Genomic DNA, 16,395 nt, shown 5'->3' with positions numbered 1-16,395 from the left:
ACAACCGGTTACACCATAGAGTCACTACGCTCCGTCCCACAATCTGGGCGTGTCCGGCCTGTGTAGTGTCAATTGGAAAGCGCAGCGAGCGCCCGCAAAAGCTGAATATGGTGGGCGGTGCAAGGTTCGAACTTGCGACCCCTGCCGTGTGAAGGCAGTGCTCTACCGCTGAGCTAACCGCCCGGTTCGCCGCGTCTGCGAGCGGGAGATTCTAGTCGGCGGCGACGCATGGGTCAACGGACATTCGAGGCGGCCGGTGTTTGGCCGATGCTAGAATCACGTCGCTAAGCGAATCTCATTCAACGCCGCGACAGGAGCGTGCATGCAACTCATCGATCTGCAAGCGCAGTATCAACGCATTAAGCCGGACGTGGATGCGCGTATTCAGGCAGTTCTCGATCACGGGCGCTATGTGATGGGGCCGGAAGTCGAGACGCTCGAAACGCGCCTGGCCGAATATGTCGGCGTGCCGCATTGCGTGGCGCTGTCCAGCGGCACCGATGCCTTGCTGGTGGCGATGATGGCGCTGGAGATCGGTCCGGGCGATGAAGTGATCACCACGCCGTTCACCTTCATTGCGACCGGCGAGATGATCGGGCTGCTGGGCGCGACGCCGGTGTTCGTGGATATCGACCCCCGTACCTATAACATCGATCCGGCCCTGATCGAAGCCAGGATCAGCGACCGCACCAAAGCGATCATGCCGGTGAGCCTTTTCGGTCAGATCTCGGAGATGGACGCGATCAATGCGATTGGCGAAAAGCACGGCATCCCGGTGATCGAGGACGCGGCCCAGAGTTTTGGCGCGACCTACAATGGCCGCCGCTCCTGCGGCGTGTCTTCGATCGCGGCGACGTCGTTCTTTCCGGCCAAGCCGCTGGGCTGCTACGGCGACGGCGGGGCGGCATTCACCACCGATGCGGAGCTCGCCGAACGCATGCGCCAACTGCGCAACCATGGCCAGAGCGCGCAGTATTATCACCCGCGGCTCGGCATCAACGGCCGGCTGGATACGATCCAGGCGGCGGTGTTGCTGGCGAAGATGGACATCTTCGACGACGAGGTGGCGCGTCGCGCCGAGGTGGCGGGGCGGTACAACGAGATGCTTGCCGGCATCGCGCAAACGCCTGCGCTGGCCGACGGCTGCACGAGCGTGTATGCCCAGTACACCATCGAAGTGGATGATCGCGACAAGGTCCGGGACGTGCTCAACGAGCACAGTATTCCCAACGCTGTCTATTATCCGGTGCCGCTGAATCGGCAGCCGGCGCTGTATTCGGACGTGGCGATTCCCAAATCCGAGGCGGCGGCCGAGCGCGTGCTCAGCCTGCCGATGCATCCGTATCTCGAAATCGAAGATCAGAAGCGCGTCGTGAGCGCGTTGCAGGCGGCGGTTGAAAAATAATCGGCCGGGGAGGTTGGCAAGCGGAGACTCAATCCCTATAATTCGCCCTCGCTTAGTTACGGGGCCATAGCTCAGCTGGGAGAGCGCAACACTGGCAGTGTTGAGGTCGGCGGTTCGATCCCGCCTGGCTCCACCAAGATTGTCCCCATCGTCTAGAGGCCTAGGACACTGCCCTTTCACGGCGGCAACAGGGGTTCGAATCCCCTTGGGGACGCCATTACGGCGTAAAAAGCCGCTAGCTTTCGAGCAGCGGCTTTTTTTATGCGCGCTTGTCGTACACGTTCGCGTCTGCGCCACGCCTTGCGCATAATTGCGCCTCTTCGCTCAGTCCATAGCAGTCAAGGAGGCGCGGTGCGCATTACGATTTTTGGAACCGGCTATGTCGGTCTGGTCACGGGCGCCTGTCTTGCGCAGAGTGGCAATCATGTCGTGTGCGTGGATATCGACGCCGACAAGATAGCGCGTTTGACCCAGGGCGAGATTCCGATCTTCGAGCCCGGTCTCGAGCAGATCGTGCACGACAACGTGGCCTCCGGACGTCTGCGGTTCACTACCGACGCCGCCGAGGCCGTGGCCCACGGTACGCTGCAGTTCATCGCGGTGGGCACGCCACCCGACGAGGACGGCAGCGCCGATCTTCAGTATGTGCTGAAGGTGGCCGAGACCATCGGTGAGCACATGGCCGACTACCGGCTGGTGATCACCAAGTCCACGGTGCCGGTCGGTACCGCCGACAAGGTGCGCGAAGCCCTGGGCAAGGCGCTCGCGGATCGCGGCGGGAGCGTCGAATTCGATGTGGCGTCGAACCCGGAATTCCTGAAAGAGGGCGCCGCGGTCGAGGATTTCATGAAGCCGGATCGCGTGGTGGTCGGCGTCGACAGTGATCGGGCGGCCGAACATCTGCGCGCACTCTACGCGCCGTTCAATCGCCAGCACGATCGCACGATCGTCATGGATATCCGTTCGGCGGAGTTGACCAAGTACGCGGCCAACATCGTGCTGGCGACCAAGATCAGCCTCATGAACGAACTGTCGCAGGTGGCCGATCGCGTCGACGCGGATATCGAACAGGTACGTCGTGCCATCGGCGCCGACCATCGTATTGGCTACCACTTCATCTATCCCGGCTGCGGGTTCGGCGGCTCCTGTTTCCCCAAGGACGTGCGTGCGCTCGCGCAGACTGCGGGAAAACTGGGTTACGACACCGAAATCATCAACGCGGTCGAACGGGTCAACGATCGTCAGAAGCGCGTGCTGTTCGACAAGCTCAAGGCGCATTTCGGCGATCTGGCCGGCAAGACCATCGCGGTCTGGGGGCTGGCGTTCAAGCCCAATACCGACGATATGCGTGAGGCGCCCAGCTGTACCCTCATGGAAGCACTCTGGGACGCAGGCGCGACAGTGCGCGCGTTCGATCCGGAGGCGATGAAGGAAGCACGTCGTATCTACGGTGAGCGCGATGACCTCGTGTTCTGCAAGAATGGTGAAGACGCCGCTGACGGCGCCGATGCCCTTGTACTGGTCACCGAATGGCATATATTCCGTACGCCGGATTTCGTTGATCTGGCAACGCGGATGAAGCAGGCAGTGCTGGTGGACGGCCGCAATATCTACAAGCCGTCGTATGTCGCCCAGGCCGGCTTCACCTATTACGGAATCGGGCGGTCCGCAGCCAGTGGCGCGACGTCCGCATTCGCCTGAGGTTCACCTCGAAATAACACTGTTATTCGGAGACTGTGTCCATGCCTATCTATGAATATGTATGCCGCGAATGCGGGGAGGAACTCGAGCAGTTGCAGCGTATGTCCGACGATGCGCTGACCGACTGTCCCGCCTGCGGCAAGTCGGCCCTCAAACGCAAGATTTCGGCCGCGGGATTTCGTCTGTCCGGTGGCGGTTGGTACGAGACCGATTTCAAATCCGACGGCAAGCGCAATCTGGCGGGCAACAACGACAGTTCATCGTCGAGCACATCCACCGCCAGTGGATCCAGCAGCAAGAATGGCGAGCGCAAGTCAACGTCCGAAGCCAGCAGCAAGCCGGCGGCCAAGGACAGCGGCCCGTCTTCGTCCACGGCGAAATCCAAGTCAAAGCCGACGAAAGACAAGAGCAAGCCCAGCACCAGTTCGGCAGGCTAGCGAATAAGCCCGCGTACTGCGGCTGGTCGACGGCGTCCGGGGCAGCTGGCAGACGCCGTCGACCATGCTCACGATGGCTAGTACGGTGCCCAAGGCTACCGGCCATGGCACCGCTCTTGTTAGACTCGCGCTCTTTTGCACTGTTTGAAGGCGCACGCCATGATGCGATCCCACTACAGCGGCGATGTAAACGCCGCGGCCATCGATAGCGAAATCACCGTTTGTGGGTGGGTGCATCGTCGCCGCGACCACGGCGGCGTGATCTTCGTTGACCTGCGCGATCGCAGCGGGCTGATCCAGGTCGTGTTCGATCCGGACGAGGCCGAGCAGTTCGCCCAGGCCGAGCGCCTGCGCAACGAATTCGTGATTCAGGTCACCGGCCGCGTACGCGCGCGCCCCGACGGCACGGTCAACAAGAACCTGCCTTCTGGCGAAATCGAGGTCTATACCACCGCGCTGACCGTGCTCAACGCCTCCGAGACGCCGCCGTTGCAGCTCGACGAGAGCGAGACGGTGGGTGACACCGCGCGTCTGCGCTATCGCTATATCGAACTGCGCAAGCCGCGCATGCAGCGCCACATGATGCTGCGCGCCCGGGTGACGCGCGCGGTGCGCAATGCGCTGGACGAACTCGGCTTCATGGATATCGAAACGCCGATCCTCACCCGCGCAACGCCGGAAGGCGCGCGCGATTACCTGGTGCCGAGCCGCACCCAGCCGGGGCATTTCTTTGCTTTGCCGCAGTCGCCGCAGTTGTTCAAGCAACTGCTCATGGTCGCCGGCATGGATCGCTACTATCAGATCGCGCGCTGTTTTCGCGACGAGGACCTGCGCGCCGACCGTCAGCCCGAGTTCACCCAGATCGATATCGAGGCCTCGTTCGTCGATGCCGACGACATCATGGCGATCAACGAGCGCATGATCCGCGCGTTGTTCAAGGACGTGCTCGATGCCGATCTGCCGGACCCGTTCCCGCGCATGAGCTACGCCGAGGCGATGCGTCGCTTCGGCTCGGACAAGCCTGATCTGCGCATCGACCTCGAACTGGTCGATGTGGCCGATCTCGTAGCCGATACGGACTTCAAGGTCTTCTCCGGTCCGGCCAACAGCGACAGCGGGCGGGTCGCGGTGCTGCGCGTGCCGGGTGGCTCCAGCCTCACCCGCAAGCAGATCGACGGCTATACCGAGTTCGTGAGTCGCTACGGCGCCAAGGGTCTGGCCTATGTGAAGGTCAACGACGTGGCCGCCGGGCGCGAGGGGCTGGCGTCGCCGATTCTCAAGTTCATGTCCGACGCGGCGATTGCCGGCATCATGGAACGTTGCGGCGCGGCCGATGGCGACTTGCTGTTCTTCGGCGCCGATTCGGCCAAGGTCGTCAACGACGCGCTGGGCGCGCTGCGCGTGCGTCTGGGTCACGACCTGGAGCGCGTGGCCGATGGCTGGCAGCCGCTGTGGGTCGTCGACTGGCCGATGTTCGAATACGACACCGAGACCAAACGCTGGTACGCCGCGCATCATCCGTTCACAGCGCCCGCGGTCGATGACGCCGACGCGCTGCGCGACGCGCCGCACGATGCCATGGCCAAGGCCTATGACATGGTGCTCAACGGCTCCGAGATCGGCGGCGGCTCGGTGCGTATCCATACGCCCGAGATGCAGCAGGCTGCGTTCGACGTATTGGGGATCTCGCCGGAAGAGGCGACCGAGAAATTCGGCTTCCTGCTCGAGGCGCTGAAATACGGTGCGCCACCGCACGCCGGCATCGCGTTCGGCCTGGATCGACTGGTCATGCTGATGGCCGGCGCCGACTCCATCCGCGAGGTCATCGCCTTCCCCAAGACACAGACCGCAACCGACCTGCTCACCGGTGCGCCGGGTCTGGCCGACAACGCGCAGCTGCGTGAGTTGGGTATCCGTCTGCGCAAGACCGACAAGCCGGCTCCCGACGCCGGCTAGATCCGTCCCGGCGCCGTCGCGGTCGCGGCGGCGCCATCTCCATACGCTTACAGCCTTTGCTCGCCTCGCGGGAAATTCCGCGAGCGCGCTGTATTCATGTACCCGCCATTCTCCTTTGACTTGCTTTCCGCATTTAGGGAAATTTATCCCAATTGCGAAAAACGGGATGAAAATCCCGGCGGCGGCGCGCCTAACGCGTCAATCAAAAGGGAAGGCAAGTCATGACCAGTCTGATCAATCCAGGTGACCGGCTGAGACGGCAGGTGCGCTGGGCCATTGCGGGCACCGCGCTTGCATTGGCAGCGCCCGGGGCGTTCGCCGCGACGATAACCGTCAACACGGCCGGTGATGCATCGGCCGACGGGGACAACAACTGCACGCTGCGCGAGGCCGTGCTCAGCGCCAACGCAAACGATGCCGGCAGCAACGGCTGCGTTGCCGGCGACGACGACAACGACACCATCGTCTTCGGCTCCGGCGTAGCGGATACCACCATTACACTGACGCAGGGCGCGTTGCCGATCGTGACGTCGGCTCTGACCGTTACCGGCCCGGTAACCATTGACGCTGCTCAGCAGAGCCGCATATTCACCAACCAGTCGACGCTGACGCTCAACGATCTCACGTTGATCAACGGCATGACCCTGAGCGGCGCCGACGACAGCGCGGACGACCGCTCCGGCGGGGCTATTCTCAATGACGACGGCGGTGTGCTCACGGTCACCGGCGGCGCCATGAACAACAACACCTCGGATCGTGCCGGTGGCGCGATCGAAGAGGCCTCCGGCGCGGCCGCCGGCGTCGTGGCGGTCACCCTCAACGACGTCGACTTTTCCGGCAACAATGCCGGTGCGACGCCGGGTAACGGCGGCGTACTGCACGTCACGGGGACCACGGATATCGCGATCAGCGGCGGTACCTTCGACAGCAACATCGCGTTTGAAGGCGGCGCGCTCTGGAATAACGCGGGCATGATGACCATCACCGGCGTCACGTTGTCCGGTAATCGGGCCATCGGCGGCGCGGCGGATCAGGGCGGTGGCGCGATCTATGCCGAGATATCCGGCGGCACGCTTGTGGTCAGCAACTCGACGCTGACGGGCAACAATGCCGGCGAAGCCGACGACGCGGACAGCAATAGTGTCAGCTCCGGTGGCGCCATTCTGCTGGGCGCGACCGCAACGCTGACACTCAGCGATTCCACGCTGGACAGCAACACCGCCAATCGGGCGGGTGGCGCGATCGAGGTCCAGGACGGCAGCACCAGCACGCTCACCAACGTAAGCCTGATCGGCAACACCGCGAACACCACCGGCGGCGGCGCCGGCGGCAACGGTGGAGGATTACATGTGACCGGCAACGCCACCGTGGACATCACGGGTGGCGTGATCAGCGGCAACACCGCGGTCGAGGGCGGCGGTCTGTGGAACAACCAGGGCACGATGACCCTGGACGGCGTTGCGGTCGTGGGCAATCAGGCCAGCGGCGACGATGCGACGCAGGGCGGCGGCGGCATCTTTGCCGAAACCGCGGCTACCGAAGGCGGCGACAGCGGCACAGTGGTCATCGGCAACAGTCGTATCGTCAACAATCAGGCGACCGGCACGTCCGGCTCCGGCGGTGGCGTGCTCGTCAGCCCGGGTGCCACGCTCAACGTCACCGATAGCGTGATCGCGGCCAACACGGCCAATCGCGCCGGCGGCGGCATCGAGAACGCGGACGGTACCGTGGCGCTGACCCGGGTCACCCTCGGCGGCAGCAACAGCGACTTCGCCAACAATGCCGGCGCCAATCCCGGCAACGGCGGCGGGTTGCACACCGGCGGCGCGGGCGTCGTGACGGTGACGCGTTCAAGCGTCGGCTACAACATGGCGATGGAAGGCGGCGGCCTGTGGAATTCGGGCGCCGGTACGCTGGTGGTCGATAGTTCGACCGTGGCCAACAACAGCGCGGGCACGGGCGCCGGCGTTTATCTGGACGGGGCCGGCGGTACGATCACCCTCGATTTCGCCTCGGTGACGAGCAACAACGGCACCGGTGTCGAAGCGAATACCGACGACGGCGCGGCCGGCGTGGGCGATTCGATCACGATCAGCGACAGCCTGATTGCGGCCAACGACACCAATCTGGGTGAGGGCGTCACGGCATCTGTCGACGACGGCAACGTGGTGGCGAGCGCGGCCGAGGCCGCACTTGGGGTCTATCGTCTGTTCGGCGGTCCGACCGCCACCCAGCCGCTCATGGCGGGCAGCACCGCGCTCGACAGCAACGACAACTGTGGTGATGACGACGACAGCAGCGACCAGCGCGGCGCCGAGCGGCCGTTCGGCGACGCCTGTGACAGCGGCGCCTACGAGCTCAGCGACGATCCGGTGCTGACCGTGACCGCCAACGGTCCGTCGACGCGTACGATCACCGCTGACGACAGCTCGGCCGATGTGGTCGGCTTCACTCTCGCCAACAACAGTGGCAACAGCGTCACCGTCGGTGGCTTCAGCGGCAGCGTTGAACTCAACGTCGCCTTGCCGCCGGGTGTGGATCTGGCCAACGCCGACCTGACCGTCTACGCCGATGCCAACGCCAACGGCGTATTCGACAGCGGCGAGACGGCTGCGGGTACGGGCACGATCCAGGGGTCGGCCTTTACCGTCGATTTCAGCGATGCCGCGGGCGTATCGATTGCCGACGGCGATAGCGCCAGCTATGTACTGGTCGCCTCGCTGGGGGATGACGATGCCATGGCGGCGCTGCTGATGACGCCGGTATTTGCCGGCGGTGCGCTGATCGGTCTGCTTGCGCTGTGCTCGTTCGGCGGCATGCGTCGTCGTACCCAGTTGCTGCTGGTGACGGCCGCACTGGCGCTTACGTTAACCGCCTGTAGCGATAACGACAGCGTGAACGTGAGGGACGGTATGGACGACGGCGGCATGGGTAACGGCGGCATGGCCGGCAACAGCGGTACCGCCGCGGTTCCGGCGCTCGGTGACGCGCGCTTCGTCGTGACCACCATCGACACGGCCGATGCGGGGGCCGCCGACGATGCGGACGTGATTATTGGCGATGGCCTGCCGATTCGCGGTCCGGCGCTGACGCTGGACGGCTCGGCGACCACGCCGCAATAGCCTGGGAGACGGCACGTACATAACGTGCCGGAAAGCGGCCGGACCGGGGTGACCCGGTCCGGTTTTTTTGTATGTGTCGCTTGTGCACGTATCGGGGTCGGCGCCATTGCGGTCGGTGCAGGCACTGCTGGGCACAGCGCGGTACTGCTGTCATCTCGAGCCGGGGCGCATGCGCCGAATCCGCGCTGTGCCAGCGTGTAGCGCAAGATTGGCGTCGTCTTGGGGGATGCGTGCGTGGAGCATGGCAGGGCGGGTGACCATCGCCGCGCCCGCAGGCCACATGCCATCACTAGCGCGGGCGCCTGGCATGCAGCGCTCAGGCGTTGGCGACCCCCAATCGCAGGGCGCTTGATCGCCGATCGCAAATTCGGGCCTGCCGGTTGCCGAACTGGACAGGGAATTCGCGCGGCTGGGGCGGCATTACCCCAAAGACTGGTCGAGCGCGCAGAGCCGGCTGCGATACGGGTTGCAATATGGCGCCTCGATCGTGCGCCAACGCCGGTTCCGGCACACCGGCCGTGGCCGGCGCCCGCGCACCGACGCCGCTTAGCCGGCTTATCGATTGAGCTGAACGCTGCGCGCGATGTCGATTCGACTGCCGTTGTCCGGGCCGATCGCCTTGATCACCGTGCCGGGCGCTGCTTCGGCGAAGAAGTTGTCGGCATCGATGGCCTGTCCCGCGGCATTGAGAAACACGGTTGTTGCATCGCTGACCTGGATCTCGGCGCCGGCCACGACGATACGCCCGCCATCGCCATTGCGGGCGATGCTGTCGATCGGCCCGCGCACCTGGGCATTGCCCTGGGCGTCGTCGGCAACGCGCTCGAGACGGGTCATCACCAGACCGGTTCGGCCCATATAGCCGTGGACGGTAACGGTGTCGCCCGAAGCGAGACGGTCGATACGCAATTGACGGTCGTTGCCCGCGGCGTTGTCGCTGCGTTCGTCGTTGTAGAGGGTGTCAGCGCGAACCGTCCAGCGGGTACTGAGCAGTTCCAGCCCGTCGCTCGGTGCGTTCACATCGTCCAGGCGCGCCTGCAGCATGACCTCGGGCGACGGCTGCACGGCAAAGGAGTCCGCAACCAGCACATCGCCCCGCAGGCTGCCACGGATGGATATGCTCACGCCGGCGCCCGGGGCGAGCGGGGCGGTGTCCGTGCGTTCGGCATCGCTTGCGTCCACGCGCTGGCCGTTGACGGAGAAATCGGACAATCCGGCGAAGTCGCCAATCAAGCCTTCGAGAAACAGCTGTTCGCCGTCGTCACCCTGTGCACGAGCGCGCGTGGCCACCGAGTCTGCGTTCAGGGCGTCGTCGTCGCCGTTCTGCGCGCCGAACACCTGGACATACGTGCCGTTGCGCAGGGCGTCGGCGCCTGGCTCGATAGTGGCGCCGCTGTAGTTCACGCGCAGCGTGCCGAGCTGGAAACTGCTGCCATCCAGGTCGCGCACGATGCCTTCCACATCAATACGCGTCGTGCCCGGCACATAGGTGGGGCCTTGCTGGATCGTGGTGGCGCGCAGCGAGCCGTCGTCGCCCAGGCCGCTGACCGCAATGAGATCGCCTTTCTCGAGGTCGCCGGCTGGCGTGTTCACGAACACCGTATTACCGTCGAAGCGCACGGTCTGCCCGAGGGCGGCCAGTTCGCCGGTGCCGTCGGGGGCGACTTCGATCCGCGCGATCGGGCCGTCGAGACTGCGGTCGAACACGATGCGATCCGCGCGGGCGTTGCCGTCCTTGTCGATACGTCCGGCGACGCGGACCACGTTGCCCACCCGCAGACGCGACTCGGAGGCGGGTTCGCCGTCGACCGTGATCGAGGCGTCTGTCGTGGCGAATTCGATGCCGTTGACATAGACGCTGCCGAAACCGGACACGATGCCGGTGCCCTCGATGCCGGCCAGCTGGCCGCTACCGCCGTCGGCTCCGCCGCCGCAGGCGACAATCAGCGCACCTGCGATGAGCGCTGCGAGCAGAGACCGGACCCTCGGTTTGCCTGCACTGCTACCCATCATTGTCGTCGCTCTCCTCGGGATGCGTCGCATCTTCAAAATAGTAGATTCCCACGCCGGTTCTCTTGACCGGCTTGTCTTTATCCTGCGCTGCAACTTCGTGATGTTCCAACCAGTCGTCCAGTGTCTCCAGAAGTTGCTGGCCATGCTGGGATACCAGCCGATGAAAAATCGGCAGGGCGCGCACATCGACCCGCGTATTGAACACCGTGCGCTGAAAATAGGGGTGCGCGCCGTCCGGCCGCGACAGATTGTGCTCAAGCGTGGCCAGCAGGTCGTGGCTGGCCGAGCCCAGCATGCGCAGACTTTCGGCGTCACCGGCGTCGGGCACGTAGGCGCGCTGGATGACTTCGATATTATCCTCGGCGCTGCGCGACACTGCCATCACCCGTTCGAGTTCCTCGAGGATCGCGTTGGCCGGGATATCGCCGCTGTAGCGACGGACCAGGGCCGTGAAACCGGTGGTTTCGTCGTCCAGCGCCAGCGCTTTCGGCGCGCCGTGGGCGTCGGTAAAATCGGGGTCGCGATGCCAGCCCGACAGCACGCGCGTCGCGCGGTTCGCGCCGCCCCAGACGTCGTCGCTGTAGTCGTGATCGGCCTGCTCGCGCAGTCGTTTCACGTCCTTGCGGGTGAGGCCGGTGATCACCGCCACATGGGCATCTGTCGGGCGGCGGCCCTGCGGGGTGAATGATTCGCGCGCGACTTCCGCGTAGACAGAGCGCACGATCTCGGAAAAATCACGGTAGGCGATGCCGTGACGCAGCAGAATCCGCACCAGTGGACGCAGTAGCCTGTGGCAGGCACGAGCCAGCCATTGTCGTGCGGAATCGTTCATGCTGGGAATTATATCCCTTAACCGATGCGACCGTGATTTTGGCCCGTTTTCGATGCGGCCTGTGTTACATTTCTCGGACGATTCTTGCCCGCCATAGACATGACCGCAACCGCACTGGCCCTGCAGGATTTCGCCCGCTACGACGACGCGACCTGCGATGCGCGAATCCGCGCCGCCAAGGACGTGCTCGGCTCGCGCTGCGCAATCCTTGGCCACCATTATCAGCGTGATGAAGTCTTCGCGCACGCGGATTTTTCCGGTGACTCGCTCAAGCTCTCGGCCCAGGCCGCCGCCTCCGATGCCGAATACATCGTGTTCTGCGGCGTGCACTTCATGGCCGAAGTCGCGGATATTCTTACCCGCGACGATCAGACCGTCATCCTGCCGGATATCGCCGCCGGGTGTTCGATGGCCGACATGGCCAATCTGCGCAACGTCGAACGCGCCTGGCGCGAACTGTCCGAGGTGCTCGATCCGGACGAGACGATCACGCCGGTCACCTATATCAACTCGGCGGCCGACCTGAAGGCGTTCTGTGGCCGCCACGGCGGCATCGTCTGCACGTCGTCCAACGCGCGCGGCGTGCTCGACTGGTCGTTCTCGCGGCGCGAAAAGGTGCTGTTCTTTCCCGACCAGCATCTGGGCCGCAATACGGCCTATGACATGGGCATCGCGCTCGACGAGATGGTGGTCTGGGACTACGGCAAGCCCATGGGCGGATTGACCGCCGACGAGATCAAGAACGCCAGGATGATCCTGTGGAAGGGCTTCTGCTCGGTCCACCAGATGTTTCATCCGAACCACGTCAAGAAGTTTCGCGAAGAACATCCGCAGGGCAAGGTCATCTCGCACCCGGAGAACAGCTTCGAGGTCTGCCAGGCCTCGGATGTCGTCGGTTCCACCGAGACGATCCTGAAAACGGTCCGTGCCAGCGCGCCGGGCAGCCACTGGCTGGTCGGCACCGAGCTCAATCTCGTCAATCGACTGCATCACGAGATGGCCGACAAGGGCGTGAAGGTCCAGTTCATGTCGCCGGTGGTGTGCATGTGCTCGACCATGTTCCGTACCGACCCACAGCATCTGGCGTGGGTGATGGACAATCTGGTCGAGGGACATGTGGTGAATCAGATCAGGGTCGACGCCGATGAAGCGCGCGAAGCCAGGGCGGCGCTGGACCTGATGCTGGAAATCACGGCCTGACGCGTCGCGCACCCCTACATATGGGGTGCGCGCGTGGTCTGCGCTACACTATGCGCCCTTATAAAATCCGGAAACGTGTCGATGGTCGCCGTGCGCGACGCCGGCGCGCCGCTTTCTACGTTCTTCAACCCGAGCATTCGATCATGTTTGACTCCGCCCAGCGTATCGCCGAATTCGATCCGGAACTGGCCGCAGCGATCGGCAACGAGGATCAGCGCCAGGAAGACCATATCGAGCTGATCGCTTCCGAGAACTACACCAGTCCGCGGGTCATGGAAGCCCAGGGCTCGCTGCTGACCAACAAGTACGCGGAAGGCTATCCCGGCAAGCGTTTCTATGGCGGCTGCGAGTATGTGGACGTAGCCGAGGAGCTGGCGATCAAGCGCGCCTGCAAGCTGTTCAACTGCGACTTCGCGAACGTGCAGCCGCATTCGGGCGCGCAGGCCAATGCCGCAGTCTATCTGGCCCTGGTCAAGCCCGGCGACACGATTCTGGGCATGAGCCTGGATGCCGGCGGCCATCTCACCCACGGCGCGGCGCCGAATTTTTCGGGCCGGAACTACAACGCTATCCAGTACGGGCTCGACGACGATACCGGGCTGATCGATTACGACGAGGTCCAGCGCCTGGCCACCGAGCACGAACCCAAGATGGTCGTGGCCGGTTTTTCTGCCTATTCGCGCCGGATCGACTGGGCGCGGATGCGCAAGATCGCCGATTCTGTCGGCGCCTGGCTGATGGTGGACATGGCTCATGTGGCCGGCCTGGTTGCCACCGACAACTACCCGAGCCCGTTGCCGCATGCGCATGTGGTCACCACGACCACGCACAAGACGCTGCGCGGTCCGCGCGGTGGCCTGATCCTGTCCGCCACCGGCGACGAAAAGCTCTACAAGAAACTCAACTCGGCGGTGTTTCCGGGCACCCAGGGCGGCCCGCTGATGCACGTGATCGCGGCCAAGGCCGTGGCCTTCAAGGAAGCGCTCGAGGTGGATTTCCATACCTACTCGCGCAAGGTCGTGCTCAACGCCCAGGCGATGGCCCAGGTGTTCGTGGATCGTGGCTATGACGTGGTTTCCGGCGGCACCGACAATCATCTGATGCTGGTCAGCCTGGTCAAGCAGGACATTACCGGCAAGGACGCCGAAGCGTGCCTGGGCAGCGCGCATATCACCGCCAACAAGAACGCGGTGCCCAACGACCCGCGCTCGCCGTTCGTGACCTCGGGTCTGCGTATCGGCACGCCGGCGGCGACCACACGCGGCTTCGACGAGGACGACGTACGCCAGATCGCGTCCTGGGTCTGCGATGTGCTGGACGCGTTGGCAAAAGACGCCGATGTCGATGCAGTCGTGGCCCGGGTGCGCGAGGGCGTGACCCAGCTGTGCGCTGCCCACCCGGTATATCGTCACGCCGCGCGCGGCGCTGCCTGATCCGCACGATTTCGAGACACTGTCGTGCAATGTCCGTTCTGTGACGAGCGCGCCACCCGCGTGGTCGATTCGCGTCTGGCGGCCGAAGGGAGCCAGGTGCGTCGACGCCGCGAATGCCCGGAATGCGGTGCGCGTTTCACGACGTTCGAAACCGCGGAGCTGGTCTTGCCGCGTATCGTCAAGAATGACGGCACGCCGGAACCTTTCGACGAGTCGAAACTGCGCCAGGGCGTGACCCGGGCGCTCTACAAGCGGCCGGTCGCCGCGGAAGCCATCGATACCGCCATCAGTCATATCCTGCAGCGCCTGCGCACCGACGCGGAGCGTGAAGTGGCCTCGCGCCAGCTCGGCGAATGGGTGATGGAAGAACTGCGCGAGCTCGACCAGGTCGCTTTCGTGCGCTTTGCCTCGGTCTATCGCCGCTTCGAGGACGTCAACGCGTTCCGCGAGGAAATCGAACGGCTGGAGGCGACGCCGGGCCGCCGCAGTGGCCAGCTGTCGCTGATCGACAACGGCACCAATCCGATCGACCCGAAGACCGGCGGGACGGGCTGATGAACGACACCCCCATCCGGCGTTCGGTGCATGCCTATTTCATGCAGCGCGCGCTCGAACTGGCCGGGCGCGGCTGGTACACGACGCGGCCTAATCCGCGCGTGGGCTGTGTTCTGGTCAAGGACGAGGCGATCATCGGCGAGGGCTGGCACGAGCGTGCCGGCGAGCCGCACGCCGAGCGCGCGGCGCTGGCCGACCTCGAACGCCGTGGCGGCTCGGCGCGCGGCGCGACCGCCTATGTAACGCTCGAGCCATGCAGCCATACCGGGCGCACGCCGCCCTGTGTCGACGCGCTGATCGAGGCCGATATCGCGCGGGTGGTAGTGGGCACCCAGGATCCGAACCCGCGTGTCGACGGGCAGGGCGTGGCCCGCCTGCGCGCGGCCGGCATCGATGTGGTCACCGGCGTGCTCGCCGAGCGCTGCGCGCAGATCAACGCCGGTTTCAACCAGCGCATGCGCCAGGGCCGGCCGCGTGTGCGCGTGAAGCTGGCCATGAGTCTGGACGGGCGCACCGCGGCGGCCAATGGTGAAAGCCAGTGGATCACGGGCGATACGGCGCGCGACGATGTGCATCGGCTGCGCGCCGAATCGGGCGCGGTGATGATCGGTCGCGGCACGCTGGTCGCGGACGATCCGTCCCTGAGCGTGCGGCTGGCGGGCGAATGGCCGCAGCCGCTGCGCGTGGTGCTCGACAGTCATCTCGAGATTTCGCCGTCGGCAAAGCTGCTCGGCTTGCCCGGCGACACGCTCGTATTTACCGCCAGCGGCGATCGCACGCGTATCCAGGCGCTGCAAGCTGCCGGCGCCCGCATCGAACAAGTCGGCACACGTGGCGCCGGCCTAGATCTGGCCGCTGTTATGGCCTTGCTTGGCGAGCGCGAAATCAACGACGTGCTGGTGGAAGCCGGGCCTACGCTGGCCGGCGCGCTCGCGCAGGCCGGGCTGGTGGATGAATACATGATCTACATGGCGCCGACACTGCTCGGTGACGGCGGCCGGAGTCTGTTGAAGCTGCCGGGTGTACAGACATTGGCCGACGCACGGCAACTGGTCGTCGACGCGATCGAGCCCGTCGGCGCCGACTGGCGTATCCGCGCCCGGCCGAAACGCAGCGAAGACGAAGGAGACTGACGTGTTTACCGGCATCATCAAGGGTATAGGCACGGTCGTGCAGCAGCGCGAAAAGGGCGGCGATACGCGCATCGTCATCGATACCGGGGCTACCGAACTGGGTGCTGTCGCGCTCGGTGACAGCATCGCCGTGTCCGGCGTGTGCCTGACTGCGGTGGAACTGGGTGCGCAACAGTTTGCCGCCGATGTGTCGCAGGAAACGCTGTCGCTGACCACGCTGGGCAGTCTCGAACCCGGCTCGCGCGTGAATCTCGAAGGCGCGCTGCATGCGGGCGAACCGCTGGGCGGTCATCTCGTGTCCGGCCATGTCGATGGCTTCGGCGTGCTTGAAGCGCGCACCCAGGACGCGCGTTCCTGGCGGCTGACGTTCTCGGTGCCCGATCATCTCAAGCGGTTTTTCGCACCCAAGGGCTCGGTCTGTGTGGACGGCATCAGTCTCACCGTGAATGAAGTCGACAACGATCGTTTCGGCGTCAATATCGTGCCGCATACCATGGCGCATACCACGCTCGGCGACCGCGCCGTCGGCGATCGCGTGAATCTGGAGATCGACGTGATCGCGCGTTATCTGGCACGCCTCAACGAGGTCGGTTGAACGGCTGAATCGG

12 protein-coding genes and 3 tRNA genes are annotated in these 16,395 nt (G+C 64.6%); 12 read left to right on the top strand and 3 right to left on the bottom strand.

Going from position 1 to position 16,395, the window contains the following annotated elements; all coding sequences use genetic code 11:
* Positions 1–108: 108 nt before the first annotated feature.
* Positions 109–183: transfer RNA gene (locus tag ACFOSU_RS13125), tRNA-Val, on the bottom strand.
* Between the two features lie 139 nt (positions 184–322).
* Here ACFOSU_RS13125 and ACFOSU_RS13120 point away from each other — a divergent pair.
* From ACFOSU_RS13120 to ACFOSU_RS13090, 7 genes are all read left to right on the top strand, one after another.
* Positions 323–1,405 carry a DegT/DnrJ/EryC1/StrS family aminotransferase gene (locus ACFOSU_RS13120; RefSeq protein WP_380690328.1) on the top strand — a complete coding sequence of 361 codons (1,083 nt, stop codon included), beginning with the start codon at positions 323–325 and terminating at the stop codon, positions 1,403–1,405.
* A 60-nt stretch (positions 1,406–1,465) separates the two neighbouring features.
* Positions 1,466–1,541 (top strand) — tRNA-Ala (locus tag ACFOSU_RS13115).
* Between the two features lie 5 nt (positions 1,542–1,546).
* A tRNA-Glu gene (locus ACFOSU_RS13110) sits at positions 1,547–1,622 on the top strand.
* 134 nt (positions 1,623–1,756) lie between these two features.
* Complete coding sequence (locus ACFOSU_RS13105; protein WP_380690326.1) at positions 1,757–3,106, top strand: UDP-glucose dehydrogenase family protein; 1,350 nt, start codon at positions 1,757–1,759, stop codon at positions 3,104–3,106.
* A gap of 41 nt (positions 3,107–3,147) precedes the next feature.
* Complete coding sequence (locus tag ACFOSU_RS13100) at positions 3,148–3,543, top strand: FmdB family zinc ribbon protein (protein ID WP_380690324.1); 396 nt, start codon at positions 3,148–3,150, stop codon at positions 3,541–3,543.
* Positions 3,544–3,705: 162 nt separating this feature from the next.
* The gene (aspS, locus tag ACFOSU_RS13095) at positions 3,706–5,499 is read left to right on the top strand and encodes an aspartate--tRNA ligase (protein WP_380690644.1); all 1,794 of its coding nucleotides are present in this window, start codon (positions 3,706–3,708) and stop codon (positions 5,497–5,499) included.
* Positions 5,500–5,720: 221 nt separating this feature from the next.
* On the top strand, positions 5,721–8,621 hold the full coding sequence (locus ACFOSU_RS13090) for a beta strand repeat-containing protein (RefSeq protein WP_380690322.1): 2,901 nt from the start codon (positions 5,721–5,723) through the stop codon (positions 8,619–8,621).
* Positions 8,622–9,176: 555 nt separating this feature from the next.
* Here ACFOSU_RS13090 and ACFOSU_RS13085 read toward each other — a convergent pair.
* Positions 9,177–10,634, bottom strand: a complete 1,458-nt coding sequence (locus ACFOSU_RS13085) for a DUF5666 domain-containing protein (RefSeq protein WP_380690320.1) — start codon at positions 10,632–10,634, stop codon at positions 9,177–9,179.
* Positions 10,624–11,466: a DUF6502 family protein gene (locus ACFOSU_RS13080; protein ID WP_380690318.1), complete on the bottom strand. Its 843-nt coding sequence runs from the start codon at positions 11,464–11,466 to the stop codon at positions 10,624–10,626. Before ACFOSU_RS13080 ends, ACFOSU_RS13085 begins: the two co-directional genes overlap by 11 nt.
* A gap of 99 nt (positions 11,467–11,565) precedes the next feature.
* Between ACFOSU_RS13080 and nadA the strand changes: the two genes are divergently transcribed.
* From nadA to ACFOSU_RS13055, 5 genes are all read left to right on the top strand, one after another.
* Positions 11,566–12,666, top strand: a complete 1,101-nt coding sequence (nadA, locus tag ACFOSU_RS13075) for a quinolinate synthase NadA (protein WP_380690316.1) — start codon at positions 11,566–11,568, stop codon at positions 12,664–12,666.
* 143 nt (positions 12,667–12,809) lie between these two features.
* The gene (gene glyA, locus ACFOSU_RS13070; protein WP_380690314.1) at positions 12,810–14,099 is read left to right on the top strand and encodes a serine hydroxymethyltransferase; all 1,290 of its coding nucleotides are present in this window, start codon (positions 12,810–12,812) and stop codon (positions 14,097–14,099) included.
* Positions 14,100–14,123: 24 nt separating this feature from the next.
* Complete coding sequence (gene nrdR / locus ACFOSU_RS13065) at positions 14,124–14,654, top strand: transcriptional regulator NrdR (protein WP_380690312.1); 531 nt, start codon at positions 14,124–14,126, stop codon at positions 14,652–14,654.
* Positions 14,654–15,787 carry a bifunctional diaminohydroxyphosphoribosylaminopyrimidine deaminase/5-amino-6-(5-phosphoribosylamino)uracil reductase RibD gene (gene ribD, locus ACFOSU_RS13060; protein WP_380690310.1) on the top strand — a complete coding sequence of 378 codons (1,134 nt, stop codon included), beginning with the start codon at positions 14,654–14,656 and terminating at the stop codon, positions 15,785–15,787. Before nrdR ends, ribD begins: the two co-directional genes overlap by 1 nt.
* A 1-nt stretch (position 15,788) precedes the next feature.
* Positions 15,789–16,382 carry a riboflavin synthase gene (locus ACFOSU_RS13055; RefSeq protein WP_380690308.1) on the top strand — a complete coding sequence of 198 codons (594 nt, stop codon included), beginning with the start codon at positions 15,789–15,791 and terminating at the stop codon, positions 16,380–16,382.
* Positions 16,383–16,395: the final 13 nt, after the last annotated feature.

The organism is Salinisphaera aquimarina (assembly GCF_042643355.1).
In the GTDB taxonomy this organism is placed as follows: Bacteria; Pseudomonadota; Gammaproteobacteria; order Nevskiales; family Salinisphaeraceae; genus Salinisphaera; species Salinisphaera aquimarina.
The sequence above is the reverse complement of the archived record's forward strand: the minus strand, read 5'-3'. Positions and strand labels throughout refer to the sequence as shown.

Coding starts and splice junctions, on each gene's coding strand:
- ACFOSU_RS13085 (WP_380690320.1), bottom strand. CDS start 10,634: ATGATGGGTAGCAGTGCAGGCAAACCGAGGGTCCGGTCTCTGCTCGCA.
- ACFOSU_RS13080 (WP_380690318.1), bottom strand. CDS start 11,466: ATGAACGATTCCGCACGACAATGGCTGGCTCGTGCCTGCCACAGGCTA.
- ribD (WP_380690310.1), top strand. CDS start 14,654: ATGAACGACACCCCCATCCGGCGTTCGGTGCATGCCTATTTCATGCAG.
- ACFOSU_RS13120 (WP_380690328.1), top strand. CDS start 323: ATGCAACTCATCGATCTGCAAGCGCAGTATCAACGCATTAAGCCGGAC.
- glyA (WP_380690314.1), top strand. CDS start 12,810: ATGTTTGACTCCGCCCAGCGTATCGCCGAATTCGATCCGGAACTGGCC.
- ACFOSU_RS13090 (WP_380690322.1), top strand. CDS start 5,721: ATGACCAGTCTGATCAATCCAGGTGACCGGCTGAGACGGCAGGTGCGC.
- ACFOSU_RS13100 (WP_380690324.1), top strand. CDS start 3,148: ATGCCTATCTATGAATATGTATGCCGCGAATGCGGGGAGGAACTCGAG.
- aspS (WP_380690644.1), top strand. CDS start 3,706: ATGCGATCCCACTACAGCGGCGATGTAAACGCCGCGGCCATCGATAGC.
- nadA (WP_380690316.1), top strand. CDS start 11,566: ATGACCGCAACCGCACTGGCCCTGCAGGATTTCGCCCGCTACGACGAC.